We start from the raw sequence: 22,475 nt of genomic DNA on the forward strand, positions 1-22,475 counted from the left end.
TGTCAGAACCAGAATGAAAATTATTTCGATGCTTCAAGTGACTCTTTTCTGAACTGTTTGAGAAGTTTTTCAAGTTCAAGTGATACTTTGCGGGCACGAGTTCCGGCAGCTTTGTTGCCTTTCTCCATCTGGAGGTTGGCATCTTTTGAGAATTGATCGAACAATTCACAGATTTGTGTAAATGTTTTTTCCATTGTTATGTTCTTAATATTATATAATACGCTGGCAAAGATAGCAAAAATATTTTTTTAGGACTTATATTAGCTCTGTTATATATTTCGCCTATAATATGATACCCCTTTTTATGTTTTTCCATTCTGAGTATTCCCTTATCGCACCATCGGCAAATCTGGCCGAAGAGATTTTATATGCAAAGGTACAGTGTCCGGACGATTGTCAAGCACCGCTATGCTAACGGTTCCTGGATATTTTACGGCAGCCTTCCTCAAATCAAAGATTGACTTTCAGTCCCCTTCTCATTGCAAGGTATAAAAGGACAAGCCTGCTTCTGCTCTTACATTCGAAGGTTGGGTATTCCGTTCCATTCCATTTACTGTTTACTTGTCTTATCGCCCTTATTCCACTGTTAATCCTGCATAAAAATCAATCCCCGGCAAGAAGCCGAAAGAGCTTCAAGCAAAGGGAAATAATAAATCAAAGAATATGGGAAAATACGATTTTATCAAGTTGGGTAATCTTCTTTATTGGCATGACCCAGATAGTGGTCTGTCTAATGGGGTTTACCAAGTGGCTTCTATTCCGGAAAACATTGAAGAGGATAGCGTTATTTTGATTGCATCTGATACTTCGGAAGCGGAGGTTTTTCCTTCTGAATTATCACCGATACATACCGGTAGAAGTCATAAAGAAGACTTTTTGCGTTGGAAAACAGAACGTGAAGCTGAAGGTATTGAGTTTTACGACCACCTTTCCAAGGTGATGGATACGGAAAACGACTTGAGTGTGGGAGATATGGTGGCGTTTACAAACGATTATGGAGTGATATTTGGACCTTGTGAGGTCTTAGCTTTTGGGAATCTCTGTAATAGTGGCAGATGTGTATATATTGACAGTGATTCTTATTGGTTTCCTAACCGTCCCGACCAACTCACCATCATGAGAGGTGCGGAATGACAATAACATATCCACCTGTAGCCAAAGCGGGTGGATAGCATTTCCTTGTATTGTATATTCAGCCCGATTACTCTTATAGCCATGCTCCACCGAACTCCCACAACCGGTCCTATTCCTTTTTTACTCGTCGTACTCCGTTTCTAAACAGTATAACACATTTATTGGCCTGACATTCTTGAAATTCACAACGGAAACGGCTTGGTTTCCGTGTGATGAAACACTTGAACTGGTATGTGAGAAATTCCCAACACTATGTTATTTCTATCAATCGGAAGAGTCGGGTCTGGCGGAGTACTGGACAAATGACCAAGAGAGTAAATACTTTCCCGAAAAGTACATTGCAGACCTATGTACTCCAGACGACAAATGGTACAAGGAATATTTTGTCAACCAGACAGAAGTATTCAAGTGGTTTGAGGTGATAAGCGGTCAGTCTGTCGAATCAATAACAGAAATTCTTGCTATTGCCGAACAACGGAAAGATGAAAACGACAATTCTTTCTGTAACATCTATGAATATGCCGCAGGCTAAGACTAATCCGATGCAGAAAACGAAATGACGGTATGCTGACAGCGTGCAGCGAACTATCATTATCCGATAAGCTTCTCTGATTTCATGCAGATTGGAGACTTTGTCGCCTTCAGTCCTTTTATACAGTCTCAGAGTGCTTCTCCAGTCTTTTATAGATATTCTTTATATCGCATATCGGCAGTTCTTATCTGAGAGATTTTGTATGCAAAGATACAGCTTTAGAATGGTCGTCAAGTAACGCTGCGCTAACAGTTCCCGGATACTTGTGGCAGCCTTCCGCATATCGAAGATTTGGGTATTCCACTTCATTCCATTCACTGTTTACTTGCCTTATCCATCCTTTCCTTGCTGTCAATTTCGCATAAAAATCATTCCTGACAAGAAGCCGAAAGAGCTTCAAGTAAAGGGAATAAAGTTTAATCATTTAAATTTCAAAATTATGCACAGCCGAATTTTTCAGATTTCTAAAATGTGGATAGAAAAAGAAAACTATCTGAATGAAGACACTCTCCATCAAGGAGATGGCAGTTTCTATGACTATTGTGCGGAGATAGATGACGAAGAACGTAAGGAGGATATTCGTTATTTGGTCAATACTGCTCTACCAAAAGATATGTTCGAACTTGTAGGTGATGACACCATACGCTACATTGGTGGTGTGGAACAATGGAAAGAGAACTTTGTGACTAACATCCGTAAGAAAGCTGAAGCTATTACGACGGAAAATATGTTGGAGTTTGTAGGCCCTGTTTATCAACTTGAAAAGGCATTGGAAAATCCATTGGATATTGCGTATCATTTCTATTTGGACGGAGAGGGATACCAGTCATTTGCCGAAAAATCTTTTGCATTTATGGAGTTTGTCTGTACGCTTGAACCGGGAACGATACTCTATATCGGAGGAGTCATCGACTATCACTTCTGATACTCCATATAATTTTTTTAAAGCCACCCGCAACTCAAGCGGGTGGTTATCATCTTCCTATATAACAGTCCGGTTACTTTTATAGACCATGTTCTGCCGAACCTCTGTTACCAATTCACAGCCTCTTTTACCGATTCTATATTACCTGTTCTAATTGTATTACATTCTCACAGTCCCGACATGCACCATTGTTTGTTTCGTGCGCAAAGGTACGGTGGCAAACGATGTTCAAGTACCGCTGTTGCTACCTGAAATGAAATTTGACGTAACCTTCCGCAATCACAGATTCCGGTATTCATAAAATTTCATTCCGGTTACTTGCTCATAGTTCTTGCATCCACCGTTGAAAATGCACATGAAACAACCTCTTGGGTAAAGTCGGAAGGCTTCAAGAAGAGGGAAATAAAAAACAACTTAAAAAAATAAATGCAATGAGAACTAAAACACTCTACAGATGCGATGCACAGAAAATAGACATCAGTCGTTTCCCTAACTTTCACATAACAGGAAGTATAACCGGAATGAAGAAACTCTATTATGGCAAGAATGCTCTATTGGTACGTTGCGGAAGCTGGATTTACAACGTGTCAAGTGAACCCGAAGTTTATTATAATATAGCACATTAGTAGTATGAAAAAAGGTTATAAAAAAGATTTTCAGAGTTGGAAAGGTATAGTAACTCTAAAATTACTTTGCTGCAATATAGCAGCAGGTCGTTTTGATTGGAAGAAATATTGTACGCCACAGCCTTATTGTGGTCAGGAGATTTGCGTTATACCGCTACATTGTTCTTATGGACAGATAGGCTACACTGTGTATTTCCCTTATTCTGATATGCCGGAAGTGGAATACGATTGGGAAATGAACAAATTAACTATTGACAAAAAGAATTGGGAGAATTATTTACAGAATTAATATTAAAAATATGGCACAGAATTTTTATACCAAATGGCAGAACGCAATCCTTGCAGATGCAGGAGTCTATGTTTCAAAAAAATACCGCAGTTTCCAAACGGCCTTAGTACGTGAGATTTCCAAGTACGCAACAGCCGTTGGCGCAAAAGTAACATTCAACTTAAAGGGGCATTATAATACCTCTTGTTTCATAGAACGTAACGGTAAATTCGTTTACATCAGTCACTCTTCCGGTTTGTCCCGAATGGGTAGCGGTGTAAAAATAGAACTCGATTCTTTCTTAATCCGGACAGCCCAACACGCGAAAGATTACAGAGGGGGACATAATCAGTATTGCGATATAACAAATTTACAGTCTATGATAGATAATTTGTTAGAGTAATAAAATAAATTCAAGAAAAGGTACGGAGCAAACAGCTCCGCATCTTTTTCCGTTTTATCGGCGCATTCCGCCGCTGTACTCTGCTTCTTGTAGCTCTTCCCGGTATTCCTCCATATTATTCAGCTTTTCGTTCACGGTTTGCAGGTTGGCATCCAACGAAGCATTATGGTCGTATGGGAAACGATGTTGTGCGACAAGTCCCGCATTAGTAACCGGCCCGATATCTATCATGTCGGATTCTTTATTATAGCTGACATACAGCACATCACCATTCGGCATTTCAAATGCAGGAATCTTTTGTTGTGTCATGATAGCGAATTGTTCCGCAGCCATCTCCTTGGCTACCCCTTTTAATGTATCTCCAGCATGTTCGATACCATAACGCCTGATATGGTCGCGTACTTCCTTTTCCGTGAATTTCAGCATCACTTCATAAGTTCCCCCGACACTCCCATTGTACACCACAGCAAAATCCTTGTCCTCAATCAAAAGATTGTCTCCTCGGTTCTGTATGGGAGAAGAATAAGTATATTCTTCGTTAATGCCGTTACCGTCATAATACTCCTTGGCGAGAGTCAGCAGTCCTTCGTAGTCCCCCTTATCCTTGAATGCGTCCAACCGCATCGTGTCATCGGTAAGCTGAAGATAGGCCACGGAAGAATAATACACTTTTTCTTTCGGTGCTACTGTTTGCTCTTCATCAATGTTCTGCTCCAATTCCAGTGCAATCTTATCCACCTTTTGGGTAATCAGAGAAGCCGCTCTTTTCACATCCAACAGAGTTGTCTTGATGAATTGTGGCGATTCCTTCAATTCGTCGAGCCATCCTTTGAGGTAGGCACAACTGTCCTCTTTTATATGTTTCGTCATGCCGTAACGTTGGGCAACCAATGCGCTGCCTAACTCGGCTACCAATTCTTCGCGCGCATACTCTGCCGAGCCGAAAGTTGTCGGCTTGATACGGTCGAGAACTCCTTCCGCACCGGTCGAGTGTGTCATCTCATGGAATAGTGTTCCATAGAACGCCTCTCCAGATTTGAACTGTTCCTTTTCCGGCACAACGATTTCATTTCTCGATATAGAGTAGTAAGCGTTATCCTGATGCTGTGGTTTGATCGGACAAATCCACAGATTGTCCTTTATCAGCGCATCGACGGGAGCGAAGCTGAAATACTCTCCGTTCTCAATCTTCGGTAGCGAATACTCCTTTTCGAGTTTTTGCCACAGCTCCGGTCTTGCCTCCTGCAAGTTGGTCTGTGCCACGTTAAAGACTCGGAATACCTGCATCTTAGGATAAACATTGTATTCCTTCTTCTCGTTATCAGATAGTTTTTTGTAGTCATCATACTTAATCTTCTCACCAGAATCCTTGTGTATGCAGGTGAATGTAGTCAGCATGATTGGGAATGATTTCTCTCCACGAAGTACAGAAACACGAGGTTTCTCCTGATTGTCCTTATCGGATTTGTTGAGCCGTTGTACACACTCAAAAGTGCAGAAGCGCGGAATCTTGTAACCTTCCTTTTCACAATGTATAAGCAACATAATGGCATTCATGCCATTATACTCGCGTCCGGAAAGATTGCAGGGCCATTGTAACGCTTCTTCTGTGAACCATGGCTTTCTCCAATCCTTACGGATACTCTCGATTTTCTCAATCATCATTTCAGCGAAGAGGTCTAATGCTTTATCTTCGCTGTTCGGCCCGTCCGTGTGCTGTTTTTTATATCCGGCCATATCCTTTACTGATTGGAATTAGACGAATCTGCTACATACTGTACAAGTTCTTCCACCTTGCATGAAACATTCAGCTTTCCGTTATATGCCGAAAGGGATATTTCACCTTTGGCATCCACTCGCACGCCCGGCTGTAACCATGCTTCGCGTTCTTTGCCAAAACAGAAAAAACGTACCCATTGGTATTCAAAGCCATCCTCTACTTTCTCCGTACTGAATGCCGAAAACATTGTGTAAGGCTGGTCTTTCTTATCCCTTTTTTCCTCGATATGCTGCCCGACCTTACCTCGAAATACTAATTCGCCCTTGACCGTATCTTTCGCATCTGCCGTAGCTGTACGAATTTCGTTAATAAAAAGATTGAAATAAAGTTTGTCACCACGGTGTTTGAGATACATTGTCCCCGAAACCTCGATGCGGGAACCATTTCGATATTTGGAAACCTCCTTTCCGGCAGTATCTTTGCTGACATCCACCTCAATAGGCATAGTCTTCCCGTCAGTGTCAGGGATCATTACTCGAAGAGGAAAAACCAGGAACGTTTTCCCTTCCTTATTGGTGCGTATCGACGCATCACGTCCGATAACGCCACATACCGTAACATTACATTTTATCATTTCTATTGTCTTTTAATGTGATACATAATCACCCGACAACTGTGTTGCCATGATTTGTTGTTGAACTGCTAAATCATTGCTCTTAATCGGGTGCTCGTATCATTGCCCAGATCAGCCATCCGGCAAGGAACAGTTGAACGCTCACGATAATGAGCGTTGCTACCCAGCCGAAGAGTTGGTAGCAGAGCAGGACATACAAGGCAAGGTAGGACAGTCCGAACAGACATCTGCATAGCTGTATCATCACGCATTTTACCATATCGCCACGCTTCTATCTTTTTAGGTTCTCTGTCTGTCCCTGCTGTTGGGACATCCCTTGTTCAAAATTCTGTGAAGCCGCTTCCGAGAGGATAACCGTATTCAGCATACCGGTTACACGTATCCTTTTGGCTTCTTCTGTGAGAGTATTGTTATTCAGTGTTGCCGACAGACGGCTTAACTCCGCAGTAGTCAACTCACGTGACATGCGCAGTTCTCCATTGTTCACTCGCAGAATAGCCTTTCCATTTTCACTGATTGCCAGTTCGCAGTTTTTCATGCCCGGTAATAATGATTTCAGATTGATGCGTCCACTATCCATTTGTTTGGATATGGCAGTCTTTTGCTCCTCCTCGTTCTTGTTGTCGATTTGTACGGCCAATAGCATAAGGGAACTAAAGGCTGTCATCGCCATCTCTACTATAGGGTCATTGCATCCTGACATTCCCACACCGCTATCCTCTGACGAAAGCAACTTCTTCATCCATCCGTCGGGCGAAAGGTTTTTGCCGGCGGCATTCTCTTCTGTTCCTTTATATCGGGTGAGCAGGCTGTTCCCGTTGTGCAACACTTCCAATTTGATATTACCTTTCTGTGCGATTTCAGTCAGATAAGCCGCAGGGTCGATGTCACGCTTTGTTCCGTCTGCATAGAAGTTTGTCACGCCGAAATGTAGATGTTCGCCCGTTGTACGTGTACCTGTGTTGCCCGATGTGCCGAGCTTCCCACCGGCTTGTACTACATCACCGACCTTTACAGTAACCTCCTTAAGGTGCATATAAGTACATTGTACCTTGCTGCCATCCGTTCTGGTATATTCCACAGTCAGCGATTTTCCACCGGGCGTGTTCTTATTCTGATTCACAGCCACCACCTTCCCGTTGTTCTCAGTAGCCAGTACCGCATCGCCATTGCAACGGATATCAATTCCCTTGTGCATCTGTTGTTTCGTGTTGTCCATCGGATCTTGCCGCATACCGAAAGGCGAGGTAACAAAAAGAAACTCTTCACGCTCTACCGGGAATGAGTACTTCGCACCATACTCTGAATTTTCAGACGTTCGGAGAGGATTATGTTCCGTACCGAACCGCTTACCCTGTGTCTCCATTTCCTGCATCACCAGTTTGTCATACTGCTGTAAGCCATTTTGCTCTATAATCCGTTGCAGACTCTCGGCATATTCTCCGCCTGTGGCATAACCGGCCTGTTCGATATTTTGTGTCCAACCCTTGTAATCGTCGGGCGAAAGTGCAAAACATTGGGCATAGCGGCTGTTTTCTTTTAAAAAACGGGAGTGGTGTTCGTATGAATCACCCACACTGTCATAACTGCAAAACTTCTCATTCGGCTTATCGTCAGTATATATACCATACCTTCCTCCTTCGGCAATCCATGCAGGCGTAGCCTTGATGCCAAAATGATTGTTCTCGTTTTGCGCCAAACGGCTTTGCCCGTTGGAACTTTCCAGTATGCCTTGTGCCAACGTCACGGATGCGGGGATTCCGTACCGGCGCATCTGCTCCATAGCATACTCTGCATATTTCATTGCGTATTGTTGGTTCTTGCTCATTTCCTTACTCCTTATCTATGAAAACCTCTGTGTGTTTCTTGTTCCTCCATGTCACTTATAGCAACCCGTGCCCCGGCACGGACGAGCTTAGACAGATAGTTGTCGAGCTGCTCCGTTGAAAATTCCGTTGAAGCCGTAATGTCCCCTTCCGGATACTCTTTTAGGGTTATGCCCAATATCTTTGCACCCTGTACCGCATCTTCGTTATAGAGCCGATAACCATCTTTCGTGCGAAGCAGTTGCAAGGCATCGGGATGATTCGCTTTAAGTTTGTCCCACAACTGCCGTTCCGGTGAAATACCCTTGTTGTCTGATTCCGTCCGTTCCTGCGCTACCGTTTCTATCGGCCACAACTCTGCTTCTTTCTGTTGTTTCTCTCCGGTGTGTGCCTCCTGCGATTGTCCTTTTTGTAGTACGTCTGCGAATAAGGTAGCTGCCAAATGACGTTTGTAGCTGTCACGCTCTTCCGCTATCCACATCCGCTGCCACTGTTGCGGAGTGACACTTCGGGCAGGCTGTTTCTGCCCATCAATAGTTGCGACGCATTGTATGCCGTCTTGTTTGGTTTTGAAAACCGAAACACGCTGGATACGGTTCAAGTCTATTTCCGGCATTTCGCTGCTGAACAAATCCACCTTCAGGTCAGGTTTGACCTCGGCCAGCGCATAATACTTGTGCGCCAGTTCCATCCGAACCTTACCGATGTTATCCATTGCTTGCTTGAGTGTTGAAAAGAAGCGGTTTATATCTTCTTTATCAGGATAGATGCTATATCCGCTCTTATTTTCGGGTTTGATATAAAGTGCCCATCGTTTCTTATCATCTTGAATCATCTCTACGTGGTCAAATCCGATCTCATTCGCCTGTTTGACCGCTGACGCCACGTCCAGTGTGGAGAGCTTCTCCATTGCCCAATTCTTCAGCCGGGCCAGCATAATTATCTTCTCGGCAAAATAACTGTCATCGGGTCGATAACCTAATGCACCATCCGTATTGTAGAAGCGTACCTGCTCGATTCCATCTTTCTGCAACGCTCGCATGATACGTCCCTTGTTCATTCCCGGTATCTCGTTATCTGCCTCTGTAGAAGCCCCTGCTGGAAGAATTACATCTGCGGTTTTTGCCTGTGGGTCAATAACAAGCACAATTTTTTTCGTTTCTTTATCCGGATGCTGCCGAATCTCGTTCGACACAAAATAATGTTTGGGCATTTGCTCCTGCATGGTTGAAGTGTCTCGCCGGTTGCGCATGGTGGCGTATTCGATTTTCTCGCCCCGTTCCGCTTTATTGATTACTTCGATGGCATTGTTTACGTCACTTTCGAGAGCGTCCATCAAGTTCGGGTTCTCTTTTAGCTCCCGGCACCAGTATTCCACTGTCTTCAGACTTTCTTCAGACAACCGTGCTGGCAACCCCAGTTCCAACATTTTAATCCCTGAAGCCAGTTCCACTACCAACCGTTCCTGTCTGACAGCATCCTCCGAAGGAGCCACACCGTTCTTCATCACCATACCTTCACGCGCTAATCGTTGTTGGTGTCCGGTAGCACTCACGATTTGCCGCAAGGCTTCCTGTATATAGTCGTGATAATGTCTGAACTCTCTTTGTCGCGGCATATAGACCGCATCCTTATCTGTTTCGTAGTGGGGTACACCGCTTCCATCCAAACGAACAGGCACAAGGTTGTCTCGCATCCTCAGTAGGAAGTCGTTGAATTGAATATGCAACCGTCGGTTGTCAGCTTCCGTATATCCTCTTTCCACTGCACTTCCATACCGCCGCAACGTCGTTTCGTATCGCTCCTTATCCACGTAGGGTAGTGTCGTCTGGTCAATGTTGAACAAAGTGCGAATTTCACGGTTATGTACACCTTTATATAATTTTTGTTCCTCTTCATACAGTTTCATGTAGTCATCACGACTGATAACCTGTTCTGGATTATTGCGGTGAACGTACTTGTTCCAATTATAAAACAAAAATGGAACGCCTTGCTCATTCTCACGCACCGAGGCTCCTTGTGCCTTGGCATCGCTGAATAGCGTGAACTGGTTGGTTTTGCATCCATTTTTATCAGAATGCAGCGTCATGAATAGTGCATTGAATGCGCTGACAGAAACACCCTTTGGATAGAAGCGCGGGTATCCCTTTCCTGATGCGTTGAGCCAGTGTCCACCGGCATTCGAGGCTTCACTCAAAGCCGTAGAAAGCAAGGTGATTTGTTTTTCCTCGGCTTTCTTTTCGATTTGCGATTTTTCTTTCATCGTTTATTTGATTATAGGATTATTGAATACCCCGTGGGCGCACGATGGTTTCCAGTTTTCCGTCCTCATAATTCCGTGCGGCAGCCTGGCGAAGCTGGTCGTTCTTGGCAAGGACAGCATTTGCCAGCGTGTTCAAAGGCAATGCCCCGGTACGGTAGGCTTCTGCTACAATCGGTGACAACTGGATGGTACACGGTACTCGGTCTATCGTGGCAATCAACGTACTATCTTGCAATACAGGGTTTACTATACGTGGGTTCAGAGTTTCATTTGTATAGCGTCGGTACTGCACATTGTTCTCATTTGTTACGTTCAGTTTTCCCTCTGTTCGTTCTTTCAAGGCTTCGTGTCCTGCCTTATTCAACAAGTTCATACCTCCCAGGCCTATCAGGAGCATTTTCAGCAACGGGTTACGCACAAACATACCCGCCACAATGCTCGCTATCGGTAACATATTGTCTTCCAAATGCAATGATTCTGTCTTGCCTGTGAATATTCCCAGTAGAACATCAGGGAGCATGGCCATTACATAACCGAGATTGCCTGTGATATTACCTATGCCATCCAGTCCCAGCATACCAAGCAGTCCGCCCCAACCGTTTCCCTGTGCTACTTGCGCACTTTGTATCGTTTGTACATGTTGTTCCGCATCATTGGCAGGAACAACAGTTTCATACTTCTCTTCTTTCATAATTTCATCCTGTTCTGTCCTGACCATTTTCGCTTTGTCACATTGTTCCAAAGACTGCAAGTAGGCTTCTTCCTGTCCGGGAGCAACAACAATCGGCACATCCTTGTACCGTTCCTCATATTTCTGTTCTTCCTTGCTCTGTACATTCGGCCACAATAAACCGCTATTCTGGTTTTGTGTCCATTCCATGAAGCCAAAGTCCATGACAGGGATTTTCTTTTTCAGTTGCTTGTTGTCTGTACCAATCGCCGTGTTCTCTTTGATTTGTATTTGGGCTGCCTCTTTGCGAAAATCGTCGAATACGTTTCTGTCTCTGCCGAACACTCCTTTACTGATGCACTGTTCTACTGAAAGGGTATCAGGCTTCTTGCCTTCAAAACGATTGGTGATGGCTGCAATAGCCACATCTGCACCGGTAAACTTTGCCAGTGTCGTCCATGAACCAGTACCACCCATCATCAGGGTATCTGCGGCTGTGCCCAACATCCATCCCGTACCTTTTTCCCATCTGTTCGGGCGGTAAGCTGCTTCGCCTCGTGCCTCTATTTCATCGGTCAGCGGTGAACGGCTTAACGTCTGCGATAATCCCAGCAGACTCGATTCGGCAGCCTTTCGGATGATGTAGTCAGCGGAAGACTTGGGCATACGTTCTTTCACCAACCGGTCAATCATCAGTTCCTCTATTCGGTGGTCCATATAGGCATAGGCGAGGTCACAACCGAGCTGTTCTGACAACTCATTGTAACGTGCCCTTCCGATTTCCTGCACGACGGTATCCCGCCACTGCCCGGCCATATACGCAAGGTCTTGCTGCATTTCCTCGGAACCGGTAATCTCCGTCTTGCACATCTCGATATAGTCCTCTGTTGTTTTGGAGTTCCATTCGCCTGTGACCTTGAGTGCTTGATAGGGGTCGCTCATTGGTTGTGCCGAAGATGCCATCATACTGAGAATACCACCTAAAGAGGTGGAATATTCTTTCATTTCCTCTCCCTGATTCCGTATGAGGTCAGTCCGCGTTTTTGACATGATGGGTGCGATATGGCAGTTGAAATAGTCGTTCACGAGGCGTTCCATTTCTGCAAACCGTCCGCTATGCTTGATTCCGTCCATAGTGTATTATATGTTTATCCTATTCTATTCATTAATAATTGCTCTTTTGTCTGCTCGATGGCGTTGTGGTAAATTTCCATCTGTTTGGGATAAAACTCTTCCAGCCATACATCCTTCTCGATGTTGTCGTGAATGAAGCGTATCGCTTGTTCTCGCTCAATCTCCACCGATGCTTCGCCCTCTTCCCGGTTATTGAACCATGCTTTCGTCCACCAGCGCACACCGGCCCGGTCAGGATATACCGTGACTGCTCTCGGTATGTCAAAGCTCTGGATGTCTATGTCTAATTCTGCCAGTGGGTCAATGATACCACTATGGGTCAGGGCTTCGTCGTAGAGTTTTTTTTTACATCATCGCCCATCGTCGATAAGTACACGCCATGCCGTAGGGCAAGGTAATGCAGGAAGTCCGCAATGAGTAGGTTCTGCACCTTACAAGCAAGCGGCATTGCTTTATGTCCCAGTCCGAGTGGGTTGGATATACTTGGCATATTTTCATAGAAATATTCTTTGACTGCTCCCATTGTAAAGACATGGCGGAGTGACTGCTCCGTATGTGGAGGAAGTCGGTATGCACCACGCTGTAAGTCTTCCATGTAGTAGGGCAGGAAACGTAGCATCAATTCCTCTATTTCCTGTCTGTCCTGCTCGTAATCGGTGGTCAGTGCCATCTCCATGTTGGGAGATGTTGCCGCTTCGCCTCCATCAGCATGACACAATGCTTGGATATTCCCATACAGCATGGTTAGAAATTCCAGCGGATTCAGTTCCTCACCCTTGAAGCGTATCCCGATATGCAGCTTGTCACCGCTTAAAGCTACAGTCTGTCCGGCCTTGACACGCTGTCCGAACTGGGCGAAGACATTTGACAAATGCCCATAGGTCACTTCATACTCCCCATAGCGTATAGTTTGGCAGATGCCGAGTATAGGGTCATTGCCTATACCTGACACGATACCGCTGGCGACAGCCGCCAGTGTGTAACACCGTACATCGAAGTCGATGCCATGATGAAAATATGTTTTGCCCGTTGTCGGATCGGTTTGTTCGCCATAGCCGAGCGATAGTTTCACATCCTTGCCCTTCCGTTCTTCAAAAGGCATACAGTATCCACTTTCGGATTGCAGGATCATTTCTTCTGTATATTTCATTATGTGATTATATTTGATTCTTATTCTTATCTTTTCATCCCCCCGCTATTCGTCTGTTCTTCAACGGGAAGAGCGGGTGTCTGTATTCGTTGTATGCTTCTCGTATCAGGTGTGCGGAAAATACCGGCATTGTTACCGATAAGCATCATGCCGAGAAATGCACCGGCAATCTTGCCCAGCCAGCCGAAGCGTCCGAATATAAGAAATGCTGCTGCGACCAGTCCCGCTATACTCAATCCCGACACGTTACCCTGTCCGAGATTACGGAAAATGTTACCGAACATATCGGAAACTCCGCCATTGGAGACTTGCCGTAGAAAATTCGATACTCCACCCAGTTTTGAGTCTATGCCGGCTACCGTACCGCTGACGGAACCGACTGCTTCTCCGGCTTTGCTTGTCAGTTCTCGCACACCGTCCGCTGCATCTGCAAGGGTATCCGTAGCCGATTTCCCTATGACCGCATCGCTTACGATATGTACCACGCTCTTATCTGTGGTTAGTTTCTCCCAACCCACATAACCGACTGCACCGCCGATGGCTGCGGTCTTGACGGCTTGTCCTGTGCCCCGTAAGGTTTGTGAAGGATGCAGTGCAGCATGTCCCATACTTCTTCCGGTAGCTTTTGCTGCTTTGCCGCCATATTTTAATATTGAATCCCAAATTCCCATATCATTACATTTTTAAGGTCTTACATTCTTTCCAATCTGTCGCCAACGTCGCTTGGCTGCGTCCACGATACTACGTTTATCAGCTTCGGGACGTGCACCCTCGTCGATTTCCCGCCAAATGTCGCCCATTGTCGTGTACTTTACCGCTTTGGTCAGTCGTTGCAGCTTTGTGTTCATAGTTTTGAGCTTTGGACGGATGCCAAAGACAATTTCCATACGCTCTTTTTCCGTCATCTTGTTCTCCGAAAGGCACGCTGTGCGTATATCGTTCACTATTTCCACGCTGTTCATCATCAGTTCCCTATAAATCTTGTTGCGCTGTGTGGATAGGGCTACGGCAAGCGTATTGGCTGGACTTCGCTTCAATTGTTTGGTGAAGTCGCCCATATTGTCTGTCAGCCTCGATACCTCATAATAGAACCCATAAGTTTGCGCCGCATAGCAGACTATTGACCGGAAAGAGTTTAGATAGTTATTAAACTCTCGTTGCAGGTCTGTTGTCGCCTGCACTTCTTCTTTTGTCCAAATATGTCCGGTGGTCTGCATCAGCATGACCTTTTCCTGATTCTTCAGCTCCTTCTCTGCCTTTTCGGTATATACTGCAATCATTCCGGCCAGTACAGGGTCATTCTGCGCTTGTACCTCACCGATACCGGTAAGACACAGCAGTAATATACTTATCCAAATTGTCCATTTCATAACTGATATATTTTATCGGACGAGAGCTGCCGCCCTGTGCCAATGGGACAGAGCCATACGAGCTGCCTCACCGTTGTCACGGTCAAGCATTCCTGCCGTTACGTTGTTCCACACATCATTGAAAGTATAGTACCGTATGCTCAAATAGAGCAGATGTAACTTCCGGCTAAAATCCGATAGTTGGTCGTTCAACGCCCATAGCGTCTTGCTGCGTTCTGCCCCCGTAAGCATGTTTTCGTTGCTACCTTTGGCCACAGCGTCATTCAGCAATGTAAAAACAGAGACAAGTTCCGTTGCTGTTTCTATATAGAGGTTGTTCATGTTCATACTGGCCACAATGCCCTGCGGATTGTTTTGGATGGCCTTGCCTAATTTCCCCAGCGTGAGGAAAATCCGCACACCGTCATTGTAGAGATGCGTACAGGCTTTCAGTGATGAAGCGTAACCGCTTGCTGTCTTGAGGTAACTGTTGTACTGCTTCTCCCACTTGTGGATTTGGTTGAACTCGGTAGCGATGCTGTTTTGGAGCAAGGCTGTTTGTGTCTGTCCCTTTATTTGTTTTTCAATCTGCCCGTTTATCAGTTCGTTACCTTCGGCCAATGCAGTCCATTCCAACGGATTGGAAGCCGCAATTTGGGCTTCTGCCACCTGTGGAAGCAGGCATACCAGCGAGGCAACCAGCCCCAGACTAATGATTCGTGATTTCATATATTCCCTTTTTTCGTTTGTTAGTTTCTACCCGTTCACGGATAATTGACACGAGGTCGTCCCTATGGAAGATACCGATCAGGTCAAGACGGGGCGTGTTTCTGTCCATTGAAAGGATACGTACGGTTTTCAGCCCACAAAATTGTTGCAGCAGGCTTTGGTGCTCTTGAAAATCCACGATACGATATAGCTCCATATAATCCACTTTGCGACGGATAATACCGTATTCACTGACAAGTTGTTCCGTGCCGATGCAATAACGGATTCGCCGCAGGTAGAGATAACGGTAGAGTAACAGTAACGAGAGTATCAAGGCAATTACTGTGGCAATAGCTGTCAATGGCAGCCCTTCCATGCCTCCGTACACCCATACAGTGCCGCACAGCACGAGAGTGGGCAGCTCGTTGATGACAAATTGCCCGGTATGTGGATGGATGACAATGGTTTTGTGACAAGTTCTCTGCATAGGTTTTATGGATTATCGGTGAAAACGGGAATGAAAGTCTTCTCTCATTCCGGAAAGAGAATTGGTTATATCCACTTCCAACCGGGCAAGTTCTTCCCGTATCTTGTACATTTCCTGAAAACCCTTATCTGACATTCCTTGGTCATTGGTTTCAAAGGAGAATATTACTCTGTCCGCACGTTCAAGACGCTTTCGCACAGCCTCATGGTCTGCTTCGTCGTATAATCCGTTTCGGATATGTTCCGGATTGACTTCGGGCAAATCGGACAAGGCATGATTCAGCGTGGCTTTACCGCTGATCTCCCAATCGTCAAGGTTGTCCTTCTCTGGTTTTATCCGTTTGCCGAGTAGCTGGTCGTTCCAATCCTTATAACCCTCTGCGGCAGATTCATACAAGATGCATCCTGTAGCTTCCGGACCGGAAATGGAAGCATCAATCGCTTTTTCGATGGCTTCCAGATTGCTTCTCATTTTCTCTAATTCTTCCTCACTGGCAGAACCTTCGTCACGAGCCATGTCGTACTCATCCATACAAACCATTCTCATTTCCTGTAGATAGCCGTCACCAATTCCCATGTCGTCACGCTCCCCATTCTTCAAATTTTGTTTTGCATCATTTATACCCAGAATGGCTGTAATCTTTTCAAAATTGAATGGTTCAAGTTCTATTTCATACTGTGAATAGTCTTCGCTGTTGTTCTGTACAATCAGTCTGCCGGTTTGTGACAGACAGGTGGAGAAGTTCCAGCCTGCATGAGTGAGAGCAAAGTGGATAGCATAGACTTGTCCGGCACGGTCATGATCGAAGCAAAGATGATGTGAGGCATGGGGAGTTGCTTTTATCGCTCCTATGAATTGCTGCTGGCTCGGTGCCCCTCCGGTAGAGATGAATACCGCCTTTCGCAGATCCTTGTTCTGTGCCTGATGAAGTTGGTAATATGCCATCGCATCATAAGCACTTTCGAACCAATAGATATGTTTGGCGGAGATGAGAGAAGTGCGGGCAGGGCTGGCAATCCACAGTCCCTCGCTTGAATTGCTCCCTGCGGCTTTGCCTTTGTAGCTGCCGCTCCCGTCCATACGGGCACGTCCTCGTTCTTCAAGTCCCACAATCGCTCCGTCGCCTTTGGGCAGGGTTAGTGGAAAGGACAGGTTCGTGTAGGTCGCACCGTCCTCCCGATGTTTCGTAGCCAGATAAAAATGCCGATGGAAGGCATATTGTGTATAAAGGTCGATACCTCGGCTTTTAAAATAAGGATAAAATTTTTTCTGCGTTTCCCGATTCTGCGGATTGAACTTATGAATGTCGTAATCCGCTATGTCAAATGGCTTTACATCTCGTTTAGGGTTCACTATTCGGGTTTTCCGTTCAGTGACAGGAATGTTCAGTAATCTGTTACAGACAAGATTCACCAGTCTGTCCGGAGACATACCCGCATGGTACTCCGTGAAAAAGTGCGGATGCTCCTTGATGAAGGAAATGATGTTATAAACTTTCTGTTGTTGTGCGTGGAAACAGCATTTTCCTTGTTGTGTCACAATAAATTTGTCACCACGGATACGTCTGCCGTCGCTGTCCAAACGAACATACGAGGGATAGCGCAGACCGTCACGACGGTTCAGGTGATACCCTGCGTCAATCAATACGTCCTGGATGTTTAGTCGTTGCAGAAAGTCATCGTATGTAAGGTCTCCGTCTCTCATAGGTTTACCTCCCTCTTCTCATTTCATTAATATCTTGATTCATCTGTGCCTCGAAATTACGGATGGCCACATCTCTCGGTGTATCTACACCGGGCTTGAAGTATGGATGTGGCGGTCCGCTGAAACGTTCGCCATAGAACTCCGGAGAGTGGTGGTGATGGAAGCCATGTGCGACTTCCGATGCCACCACAGCACCGGCGGTAAGGGCAGCGAATATCTTCACGCCAAGCCCCTTGTTCGCTTCAGGACGTGTCTTCATATCCACCTCGTTGAAAATCTTCGAAAAAAGTTTCATCCGGTGGTAATCATCCACAGCAAGAAACTTGTCGTAGTCTTTCTGGCTGATTTCGTGGCTGATGACCTGTCCGTCAATAACAGCGGACATCTTGTATTTACCCTCCGTCTGTGCCGGTTGCACGGCAATGTCACTGACCTCTACTTCCCGGCCATGTTTCTCCTCACGATACCAGCCTTTGCTTTCGTTGAGTAGTTGCAGGTCACGACCGTCCACGGCTGCACCGATACTGCCCTGTATGTATTCCTGCCGCATCGGAGTTTCTTGCTGCATGAATAATTCTTGTTCCTGCCGCTGCCGTTCTTCCAGTTCATGCCGCACTTCGGGATGCAGGCCGATACTGATGCGTTGTTCGCTGTTGAGCTGTTCCATCGTTACTTTATCGGCAAAGTCCGCTCCGATAATGCCGTTCAGCAGATCCAGCCGTTTCTCCACAGGTTGTTCCTCGATGGATGCGGTAGCCAGTTTTTTCACTTCTTCTTCCGTCAGGTCATAGACCATATCGGCATTGACACTTTCCGATTGTACGGTCAGTGTCCTCCGTTCCATATCCACGATAAGACCGTGCGAAGTAAGGCACTCCGACCATTTCTCGTTGGAAAAATAGACTGGTGAAGCAATCAACTCCTTGTATGCTTGTGCCGGTTCCTTGCTGCGCGGACGGCTGACAAGCGGTGTAATGACCTCCTGCAAGTTCTTCAATACATCTTGCTGTACAATGGGTTGCTCCTGTTGACCGCCTTTGTAGTAAAAGCCGTAGCCACCCGATTGCAGTTCGCCGGGCTTCATGCGCCCGTCTGGGCGTTCGGGTACGATGGATGGCCCCGGAAAGAAAAGCTGCCCACCAACTCTGCGTAGGTGGAAACCCCACTGTTCGCGTGGTGTCCAACCAAGGAATGGAGGGGGCATACCCAGTCGCCCCATGTGTCCGTACTCACCGATACCGATGCGGTAGCCATGTAGCCCCATCGCCACGCGACCGTTGGCATTGCGGGCATGGACGAAATTTTTCGGCATATAGAAATCTTTTCCTATGATACTCGTGAGTATGTTGTAGGCTTTCTTGTTGGCCGTATTCGTTCCCCAGTCCGTCAGAGCCAACATCTGTCGTTCTGTTATAGGATAGACCAATAACGGTGAATCATGCCCTTGCACAATCAGCCGGTAGCCGCCTCCGTCAAATGCGACATGGGCTTGAAGTCCGTTACGCATCAGTAGATTGCGCATTTCGGGTTGCAAGTCCATCTGCCGAGGATTAGTATTTGTTCGTATCGTCATAGTCTGATGTTATGATGGTTACTTGTTATGCGTTGCCGTATTTCATAGCCGCTTCCAATTGTTCGTCTTTGAAACGGACAAACCCGGCGGCAGAATCTTCGCAGACCGTGAGTCCTTTTGCCTCACAGTAATGGGCGTACTCCTCCTGCCACTCGGCAGAAAAATGGTTGATGTAATCGAGCCAGCCGTATTCGCCGCTCTGCATCTTCTCGACGAGAATCTCTTCGGGATAATATATCTGTTGTGCCATACGCTTATATTAAATAGGTTTTATTTGTGAATACCTGCCATTCGGTTACGCTCACCGCTTTTCTTCTGTTCGTTCCACAGTTCTTCGGTGTATTCCTCCTCTGGAACGTAGTCGAGATTGCCGTCATCATCCATCACCCAGCAACCGTAGCAACCGAAGGTGTACTTATCCCATTCACGCTTGGGTTGCTCTTTCCATTTCTGCGCGTCACCTGCGCAGAAACGGATGCCCGTCTTGTTGTGAAGGTCGATGCCTACCGTGACAGGTTCGCCATCCACTGCCACCGTCAGAGGCTCACCATGCTGCATTCCGTTTACTTCTACTGTACCTAAGTACATTACCTCTGCCAGCACTTTCAGGTTACGGGCGATGATGGGTGTCGGAACATACATCACCTGTTTTGTTTCCTCGTCGATTTGCACGAAAGCTTTACTGCGTCGTCCGTCCGCCATAGCCACGTCTGCAATGATGGATTTGCCGTCAAGCAACTGTTTTTGCTGCTCCTCGTTGTAGCATTCCAGTGGTGACGACTTCAGTGTGGGATAAAAAACCACATCCACCTCGCCGCTATCCATACGGATAAAGGCAAACCGACTGCGACTCTCGATTACTTCGCCATTCTCGTTAGTGACACGCATGGGCAGTACCGGCGAGTAGCCGCCTTTCCCGATTTCTTTCAGGATACACAGGGGCAAATCTTCAATCATTTCTTGGGTAAGTCCAAAGCGGGCCAATGTCGGATAAGGCAGTTCGTTGAACTCAAATTGTTCTTTTTTCATATTCTGAACGATGTTATAAAATTATACTCAGCAAATATAGAGTGATTTCTTATCTGATGACTAAAACATTTCTTTATAAGTGATTATAAAGTGGTATTTTTAATGTTTTGAATATGATTTTTCGCAAATAATCATATTCAAAATTGATTAAATAGTTATATTTGGAGAGAAAACAGTCGGCAATGGACAGACCATAAGAAGAGCGTGCTAACTTTGCTGCCATGAGAAAGATTTTATTATTGATGATGACGGGTGTCTCATTATGTATCACGCCAGCCAAAGCACAATTCAATACCGTTGCCGTTACCCCAACACGCTACAAGATGGAGGTATTGGATATGGGGTTAGACCAAGCGGAACCGGCATCCGAAAGCGAGATTTCCGTACAGGAAGTTTCAACAGGTATCCCGGTATCCGCAGATATGGATAAGAAAAAGTGGATGGATCGTTACTTGAGTGTAAGTTACCCGTTACGTTATATCAAGGTCACTTCGCCTTATGGCTACCGTAAGGACCCGTTTACGGGAAAGAGTAAATTTCATGGCGGACTGGACTTGCGCGCACGTGGCGACAAGGTGATGGCCATGATGGAGGGTGTGGTCGTGAAGGTCGGACAGGACAAGACTTCCGGCAAGTATGTAACCTTGCGGCATGGTAGGTACACCGTCAGTTATTGTCATCTCTCTAAAATTCTTATCGTCAAAGGGGCAATAGTTCATCCTCGTGATGTGGTTGGCATTACCGGCTCCACAGGACGCAGCACCGGCGAACACCTGCATATCACCTGCAAACTCAATGGCAGGAGTATCAGCCCCTCGCTTATACTCGATTATATCCAATCCATCCGGCAGGAGTGTATATCAGCATTGGCAGGTTTGTAAAAGAGAAGTGAAAAGGGCTGAAAACGTTCCGGTTACTTTGTCATCCGTTCAATAATATGGGCAATATGGTTGCCCCAGACGTGTATTTGTACAAGGAGCATCGAAGGCATGGAGAGCGTCTTGCCATAGAAGATAGCCGCCACTACTTTGCCACCGCACCGTTCTATCTCTTCCTTGTAATCCACCACGCTTTGCCCGGTTGTCAGCACATCATCTATGATGATAATCTCTTTCCCTTTGATTTTTCCGGTAATGAGGTAGTTTCGTTCGAGGATACGCTTCTCTCCACCTTTGGCCTCATGCAGGCTTTCTCGTGCATCGCAAATATCAACGTCGTACAGTCCTGAAGTTAAATCCTGTCGGTGCTTTCCGATGTACCAGTCGAGCCGTTTGAACCGTTGACCGTATTTTATCCAGTTGCTACACGGCATGAACATTATATGGTAAGGTCTCTTTTTCAGTTGCAAGGCATTCATACACGTTTTAAAGAACTCGATTCCGTGTATATCTCCTTGTTTGAACTGGTAGATGGAATGGCAGAAAGCCCTCTGTTCATCATTGAGCAGCGCATTGTATCGTGACGGATAGTAATATCCGTAAAAGGAGATTCGGATGCCTCGTAACTTGAACGGCTTATGGGGAGAATGGCCATCAAACCGTTCGGGATGCAAGAGACAGAACATACGGCAGGCTTCCCGATGACCGGCCATTACCGCCAGACGACAGTAACGTTCACGTTCCTCGCTCTTTTCGGTCAACCGTGCGGCGGCGAATGCCGCTTCTCCTGCTTTTCGTCGCCAGTAGCCGATAATATACCACAATGCCCCAATTGTGAAAAGCAGGAGTATGAACAATAGTCTTGCATTCATCGTATTTTTATTTGAATGAAGCAGCCCGTTTCAATCTGGTTATTTACAACATTACGGTGTATTTCGACATAATCGGATATGGGGGTTATGGCTTCATTACTTATATCAAATTCGTTTTCACTCACTTGCAAAGTTAGCAAAATCGTGGCACTAATCTAAAATAGCACCGATAATTTATAAGCCATATCACTTTTATATCATAAAGTCTTACCCATACAATTTCCTCTTTTAATTGTACATGCTCAACTTTTATAGAAGATGTTCGCCCTGACCGGTACACGGCAAATGGCATACAAGTCTGCTATATGCTGTGTACCAGTCTTTGGGATAAAGCAAGGACGATGGCACATTTGCCACAAGTGTCAATCAAGCCAATCTGTTGTCCTTGCAGCGACCTCTGCTATCTGTTCTTTTGTAACCGGCAATGCCGTCTGTTTGTTTTTATAGCTTCGCCCCACACCATCAGCGGAGCGTCACAGGACTTGTCCGCAAGAGACATTCACTCACCTTATGGCAGCAGAGCTGCTATGGGGTGAGTGAAAGACTCTTTACGGAAGCCAAACATGAAAAGACCGTACACCTCGGTCACA

General features: G+C 45.8%; 26 protein-coding genes. 8 read left to right on the forward strand and 18 right to left on the reverse strand.

Going from position 1 to position 22,475, the window contains the following annotated elements:
* Positions 1-20 precede the first annotated feature (20 nt).
* Positions 21-194, reverse strand: coding sequence for a histone H1 (locus DXD04_RS10820; protein WP_004308720.1), 174 nt, complete (start codon positions 192-194; stop codon positions 21-23).
* Between the two features lie 469 nt (positions 195-663).
* Here DXD04_RS10820 and DXD04_RS10830 point away from each other — a divergent pair, with 469 nt between their 5' ends.
* Together DXD04_RS10830 and DXD04_RS10835 are read left to right on the forward strand one after the other, a co-directional pair.
* Positions 664-1,134: a hypothetical protein gene (locus tag DXD04_RS10830; protein ID WP_004308716.1), complete on the forward strand. Its 471-nt coding sequence runs from the start codon at positions 664-666 to the stop codon at positions 1,132-1,134.
* 175 nt (positions 1,135-1,309) lie between these two features.
* Positions 1,310-1,666 (forward strand): hypothetical protein, encoded by a 357-nt coding sequence (locus DXD04_RS10835; protein WP_004308712.1) that lies wholly within the window; start codon positions 1,310-1,312, stop codon positions 1,664-1,666.
* A gap of 184 nt (positions 1,667-1,850) precedes the next feature.
* On the opposite strand, the gene DXD04_RS16940 is transcribed toward DXD04_RS10835, so the two are convergent.
* Entirely contained in the window at positions 1,851-2,090 is a 240-nt protein-coding gene (locus DXD04_RS16940; protein WP_008659509.1) for a hypothetical protein, read from the reverse strand.
* 15 nt (positions 2,091-2,105) lie between these two features.
* On the opposite strand from DXD04_RS16940, the gene DXD04_RS10850 reads away from it, so the two are divergent.
* From DXD04_RS10850 to DXD04_RS10865, 4 genes are all read left to right on the forward strand, one after another.
* Entirely contained in the window at positions 2,106-2,591 is a 486-nt protein-coding gene (locus tag DXD04_RS10850) for a hypothetical protein (RefSeq protein ID WP_004323429.1), read from the forward strand.
* 431 nt (positions 2,592-3,022) lie between these two features.
* Entirely contained in the window at positions 3,023-3,217 is a 195-nt protein-coding gene (locus tag DXD04_RS10855) for a hypothetical protein (protein WP_004313635.1), read from the forward strand.
* A gap of 4 nt (positions 3,218-3,221) precedes the next feature.
* Complete coding sequence (locus DXD04_RS10860; RefSeq protein WP_117673212.1) at positions 3,222-3,506, forward strand: hypothetical protein; 285 nt, start codon at positions 3,222-3,224, stop codon at positions 3,504-3,506.
* Positions 3,507-3,516: 10 nt separating this feature from the next.
* Positions 3,517-3,888, forward strand: a complete 372-nt coding sequence (locus DXD04_RS10865) for a hypothetical protein (RefSeq protein ID WP_004308703.1) — start codon at positions 3,517-3,519, stop codon at positions 3,886-3,888.
* Positions 3,889-3,942: 54 nt separating this feature from the next.
* Here the strand turns inward: DXD04_RS10865 and DXD04_RS10870 are convergent, their stop codons facing one another.
* From DXD04_RS10870 to DXD04_RS10945, 15 genes are all read right to left on the reverse strand, one after another.
* Entirely contained in the window at positions 3,943-5,625 is a 1,683-nt protein-coding gene (locus tag DXD04_RS10870) for a zincin-like metallopeptidase domain-containing protein (RefSeq protein ID WP_004308700.1), read from the reverse strand.
* A gap of 5 nt (positions 5,626-5,630) precedes the next feature.
* On the reverse strand, positions 5,631-6,242 hold the full coding sequence (locus DXD04_RS10875) for a hypothetical protein (RefSeq protein WP_004308698.1): 612 nt from the start codon (positions 6,240-6,242) through the stop codon (positions 5,631-5,633).
* Between the two features lie 271 nt (positions 6,243-6,513).
* Positions 6,514-8,070: a glucosaminidase domain-containing protein gene (locus DXD04_RS10885; protein ID WP_004308692.1), complete on the reverse strand. Its 1,557-nt coding sequence runs from the start codon at positions 8,068-8,070 to the stop codon at positions 6,514-6,516.
* A gap of 11 nt (positions 8,071-8,081) precedes the next feature.
* Positions 8,082-10,331, reverse strand: coding sequence for a MutS N-terminal domain-containing protein (locus DXD04_RS10890; RefSeq protein WP_004308690.1), 2,250 nt, complete (start codon positions 10,329-10,331; stop codon positions 8,082-8,084).
* 19 nt (positions 10,332-10,350) lie between these two features.
* A complete protein-coding gene (locus DXD04_RS10895; RefSeq protein ID WP_117673214.1) occupies positions 10,351-12,135 on the reverse strand; it encodes a hypothetical protein in 1,785 nt (594 codons plus the stop codon).
* A gap of 14 nt (positions 12,136-12,149) precedes the next feature.
* On the reverse strand, positions 12,150-12,431 hold the full coding sequence (locus tag DXD04_RS10900) for a hypothetical protein (protein WP_009017568.1): 282 nt from the start codon (positions 12,429-12,431) through the stop codon (positions 12,150-12,152).
* A 23-nt stretch (positions 12,432-12,454) separates the two neighbouring features.
* Positions 12,455-13,285 (reverse strand): M23 family metallopeptidase, encoded by an 831-nt coding sequence (locus DXD04_RS10905; RefSeq protein WP_004313633.1) that lies wholly within the window; start codon positions 13,283-13,285, stop codon positions 12,455-12,457.
* A gap of 26 nt (positions 13,286-13,311) precedes the next feature.
* The gene (locus DXD04_RS10910; protein ID WP_117673216.1) at positions 13,312-13,956 is read right to left on the reverse strand and encodes a hypothetical protein; all 645 of its coding nucleotides are present in this window, start codon (positions 13,954-13,956) and stop codon (positions 13,312-13,314) included.
* A gap of 12 nt (positions 13,957-13,968) precedes the next feature.
* On the reverse strand, positions 13,969-14,655 hold the full coding sequence (locus DXD04_RS10915; protein WP_004308685.1) for a hypothetical protein: 687 nt from the start codon (positions 14,653-14,655) through the stop codon (positions 13,969-13,971).
* A gap of 12 nt (positions 14,656-14,667) precedes the next feature.
* Positions 14,668-15,363 (reverse strand): hypothetical protein, encoded by a 696-nt coding sequence (locus DXD04_RS10920; RefSeq protein ID WP_004308684.1) that lies wholly within the window; start codon positions 15,361-15,363, stop codon positions 14,668-14,670.
* A complete protein-coding gene (locus DXD04_RS10925; protein ID WP_004313632.1) occupies positions 15,344-15,829 on the reverse strand; it encodes a PH domain-containing protein in 486 nt (161 codons plus the stop codon). The genes DXD04_RS10920 and DXD04_RS10925 overlap by 20 nt, the downstream gene beginning before the upstream one ends.
* Positions 15,830-15,841: 12 nt before the next feature.
* The gene (locus DXD04_RS10930; protein ID WP_032577769.1) at positions 15,842-17,533 is read right to left on the reverse strand and encodes a toprim domain-containing protein; all 1,692 of its coding nucleotides are present in this window, start codon (positions 17,531-17,533) and stop codon (positions 15,842-15,844) included.
* Between the two features lie 4 nt (positions 17,534-17,537).
* A complete protein-coding gene (locus tag DXD04_RS10935; protein WP_008659504.1) occupies positions 17,538-19,106 on the reverse strand; it encodes a hypothetical protein in 1,569 nt (522 codons plus the stop codon).
* 25 nt (positions 19,107-19,131) lie between these two features.
* Positions 19,132-19,356, reverse strand: coding sequence for a hypothetical protein (locus tag DXD04_RS10940; protein ID WP_004323421.1), 225 nt, complete (start codon positions 19,354-19,356; stop codon positions 19,132-19,134).
* Between the two features lie 20 nt (positions 19,357-19,376).
* Positions 19,377-20,135, reverse strand: a complete 759-nt coding sequence (locus tag DXD04_RS10945; RefSeq protein ID WP_117673219.1) for a DUF4099 domain-containing protein — start codon at positions 20,133-20,135, stop codon at positions 19,377-19,379.
* 221 nt (positions 20,136-20,356) lie between these two features.
* Between DXD04_RS10945 and DXD04_RS10950 the strand changes: the two genes are divergently transcribed.
* Positions 20,357-21,016: a M23 family metallopeptidase gene (locus tag DXD04_RS10950; RefSeq protein WP_004323419.1), complete on the forward strand. Its 660-nt coding sequence runs from the start codon at positions 20,357-20,359 to the stop codon at positions 21,014-21,016.
* A 32-nt stretch (positions 21,017-21,048) separates the two neighbouring features.
* Here the strand turns inward: DXD04_RS10950 and DXD04_RS10955 are convergent, their stop codons facing one another.
* The gene (locus DXD04_RS10955; protein WP_004308677.1) at positions 21,049-21,885 is read right to left on the reverse strand and encodes a phosphoribosyltransferase family protein; all 837 of its coding nucleotides are present in this window, start codon (positions 21,883-21,885) and stop codon (positions 21,049-21,051) included.
* 305 nt (positions 21,886-22,190) lie between these two features.
* Between DXD04_RS10955 and DXD04_RS10965 the strand changes: the two genes are divergently transcribed.
* Positions 22,191-22,421 (forward strand): hypothetical protein, encoded by a 231-nt coding sequence (locus tag DXD04_RS10965; protein WP_083835130.1) that lies wholly within the window; start codon positions 22,191-22,193, stop codon positions 22,419-22,421.
* The last annotated feature ends 54 nt before the right edge of the window (positions 22,422-22,475 follow it).

Origin of the sequence: Phocaeicola plebeius (assembly GCF_003437535.1) — a bacterium.
Taxonomy (GTDB): domain Bacteria; phylum Bacteroidota; class Bacteroidia; order Bacteroidales; family Bacteroidaceae; genus Phocaeicola; species Phocaeicola plebeius_A.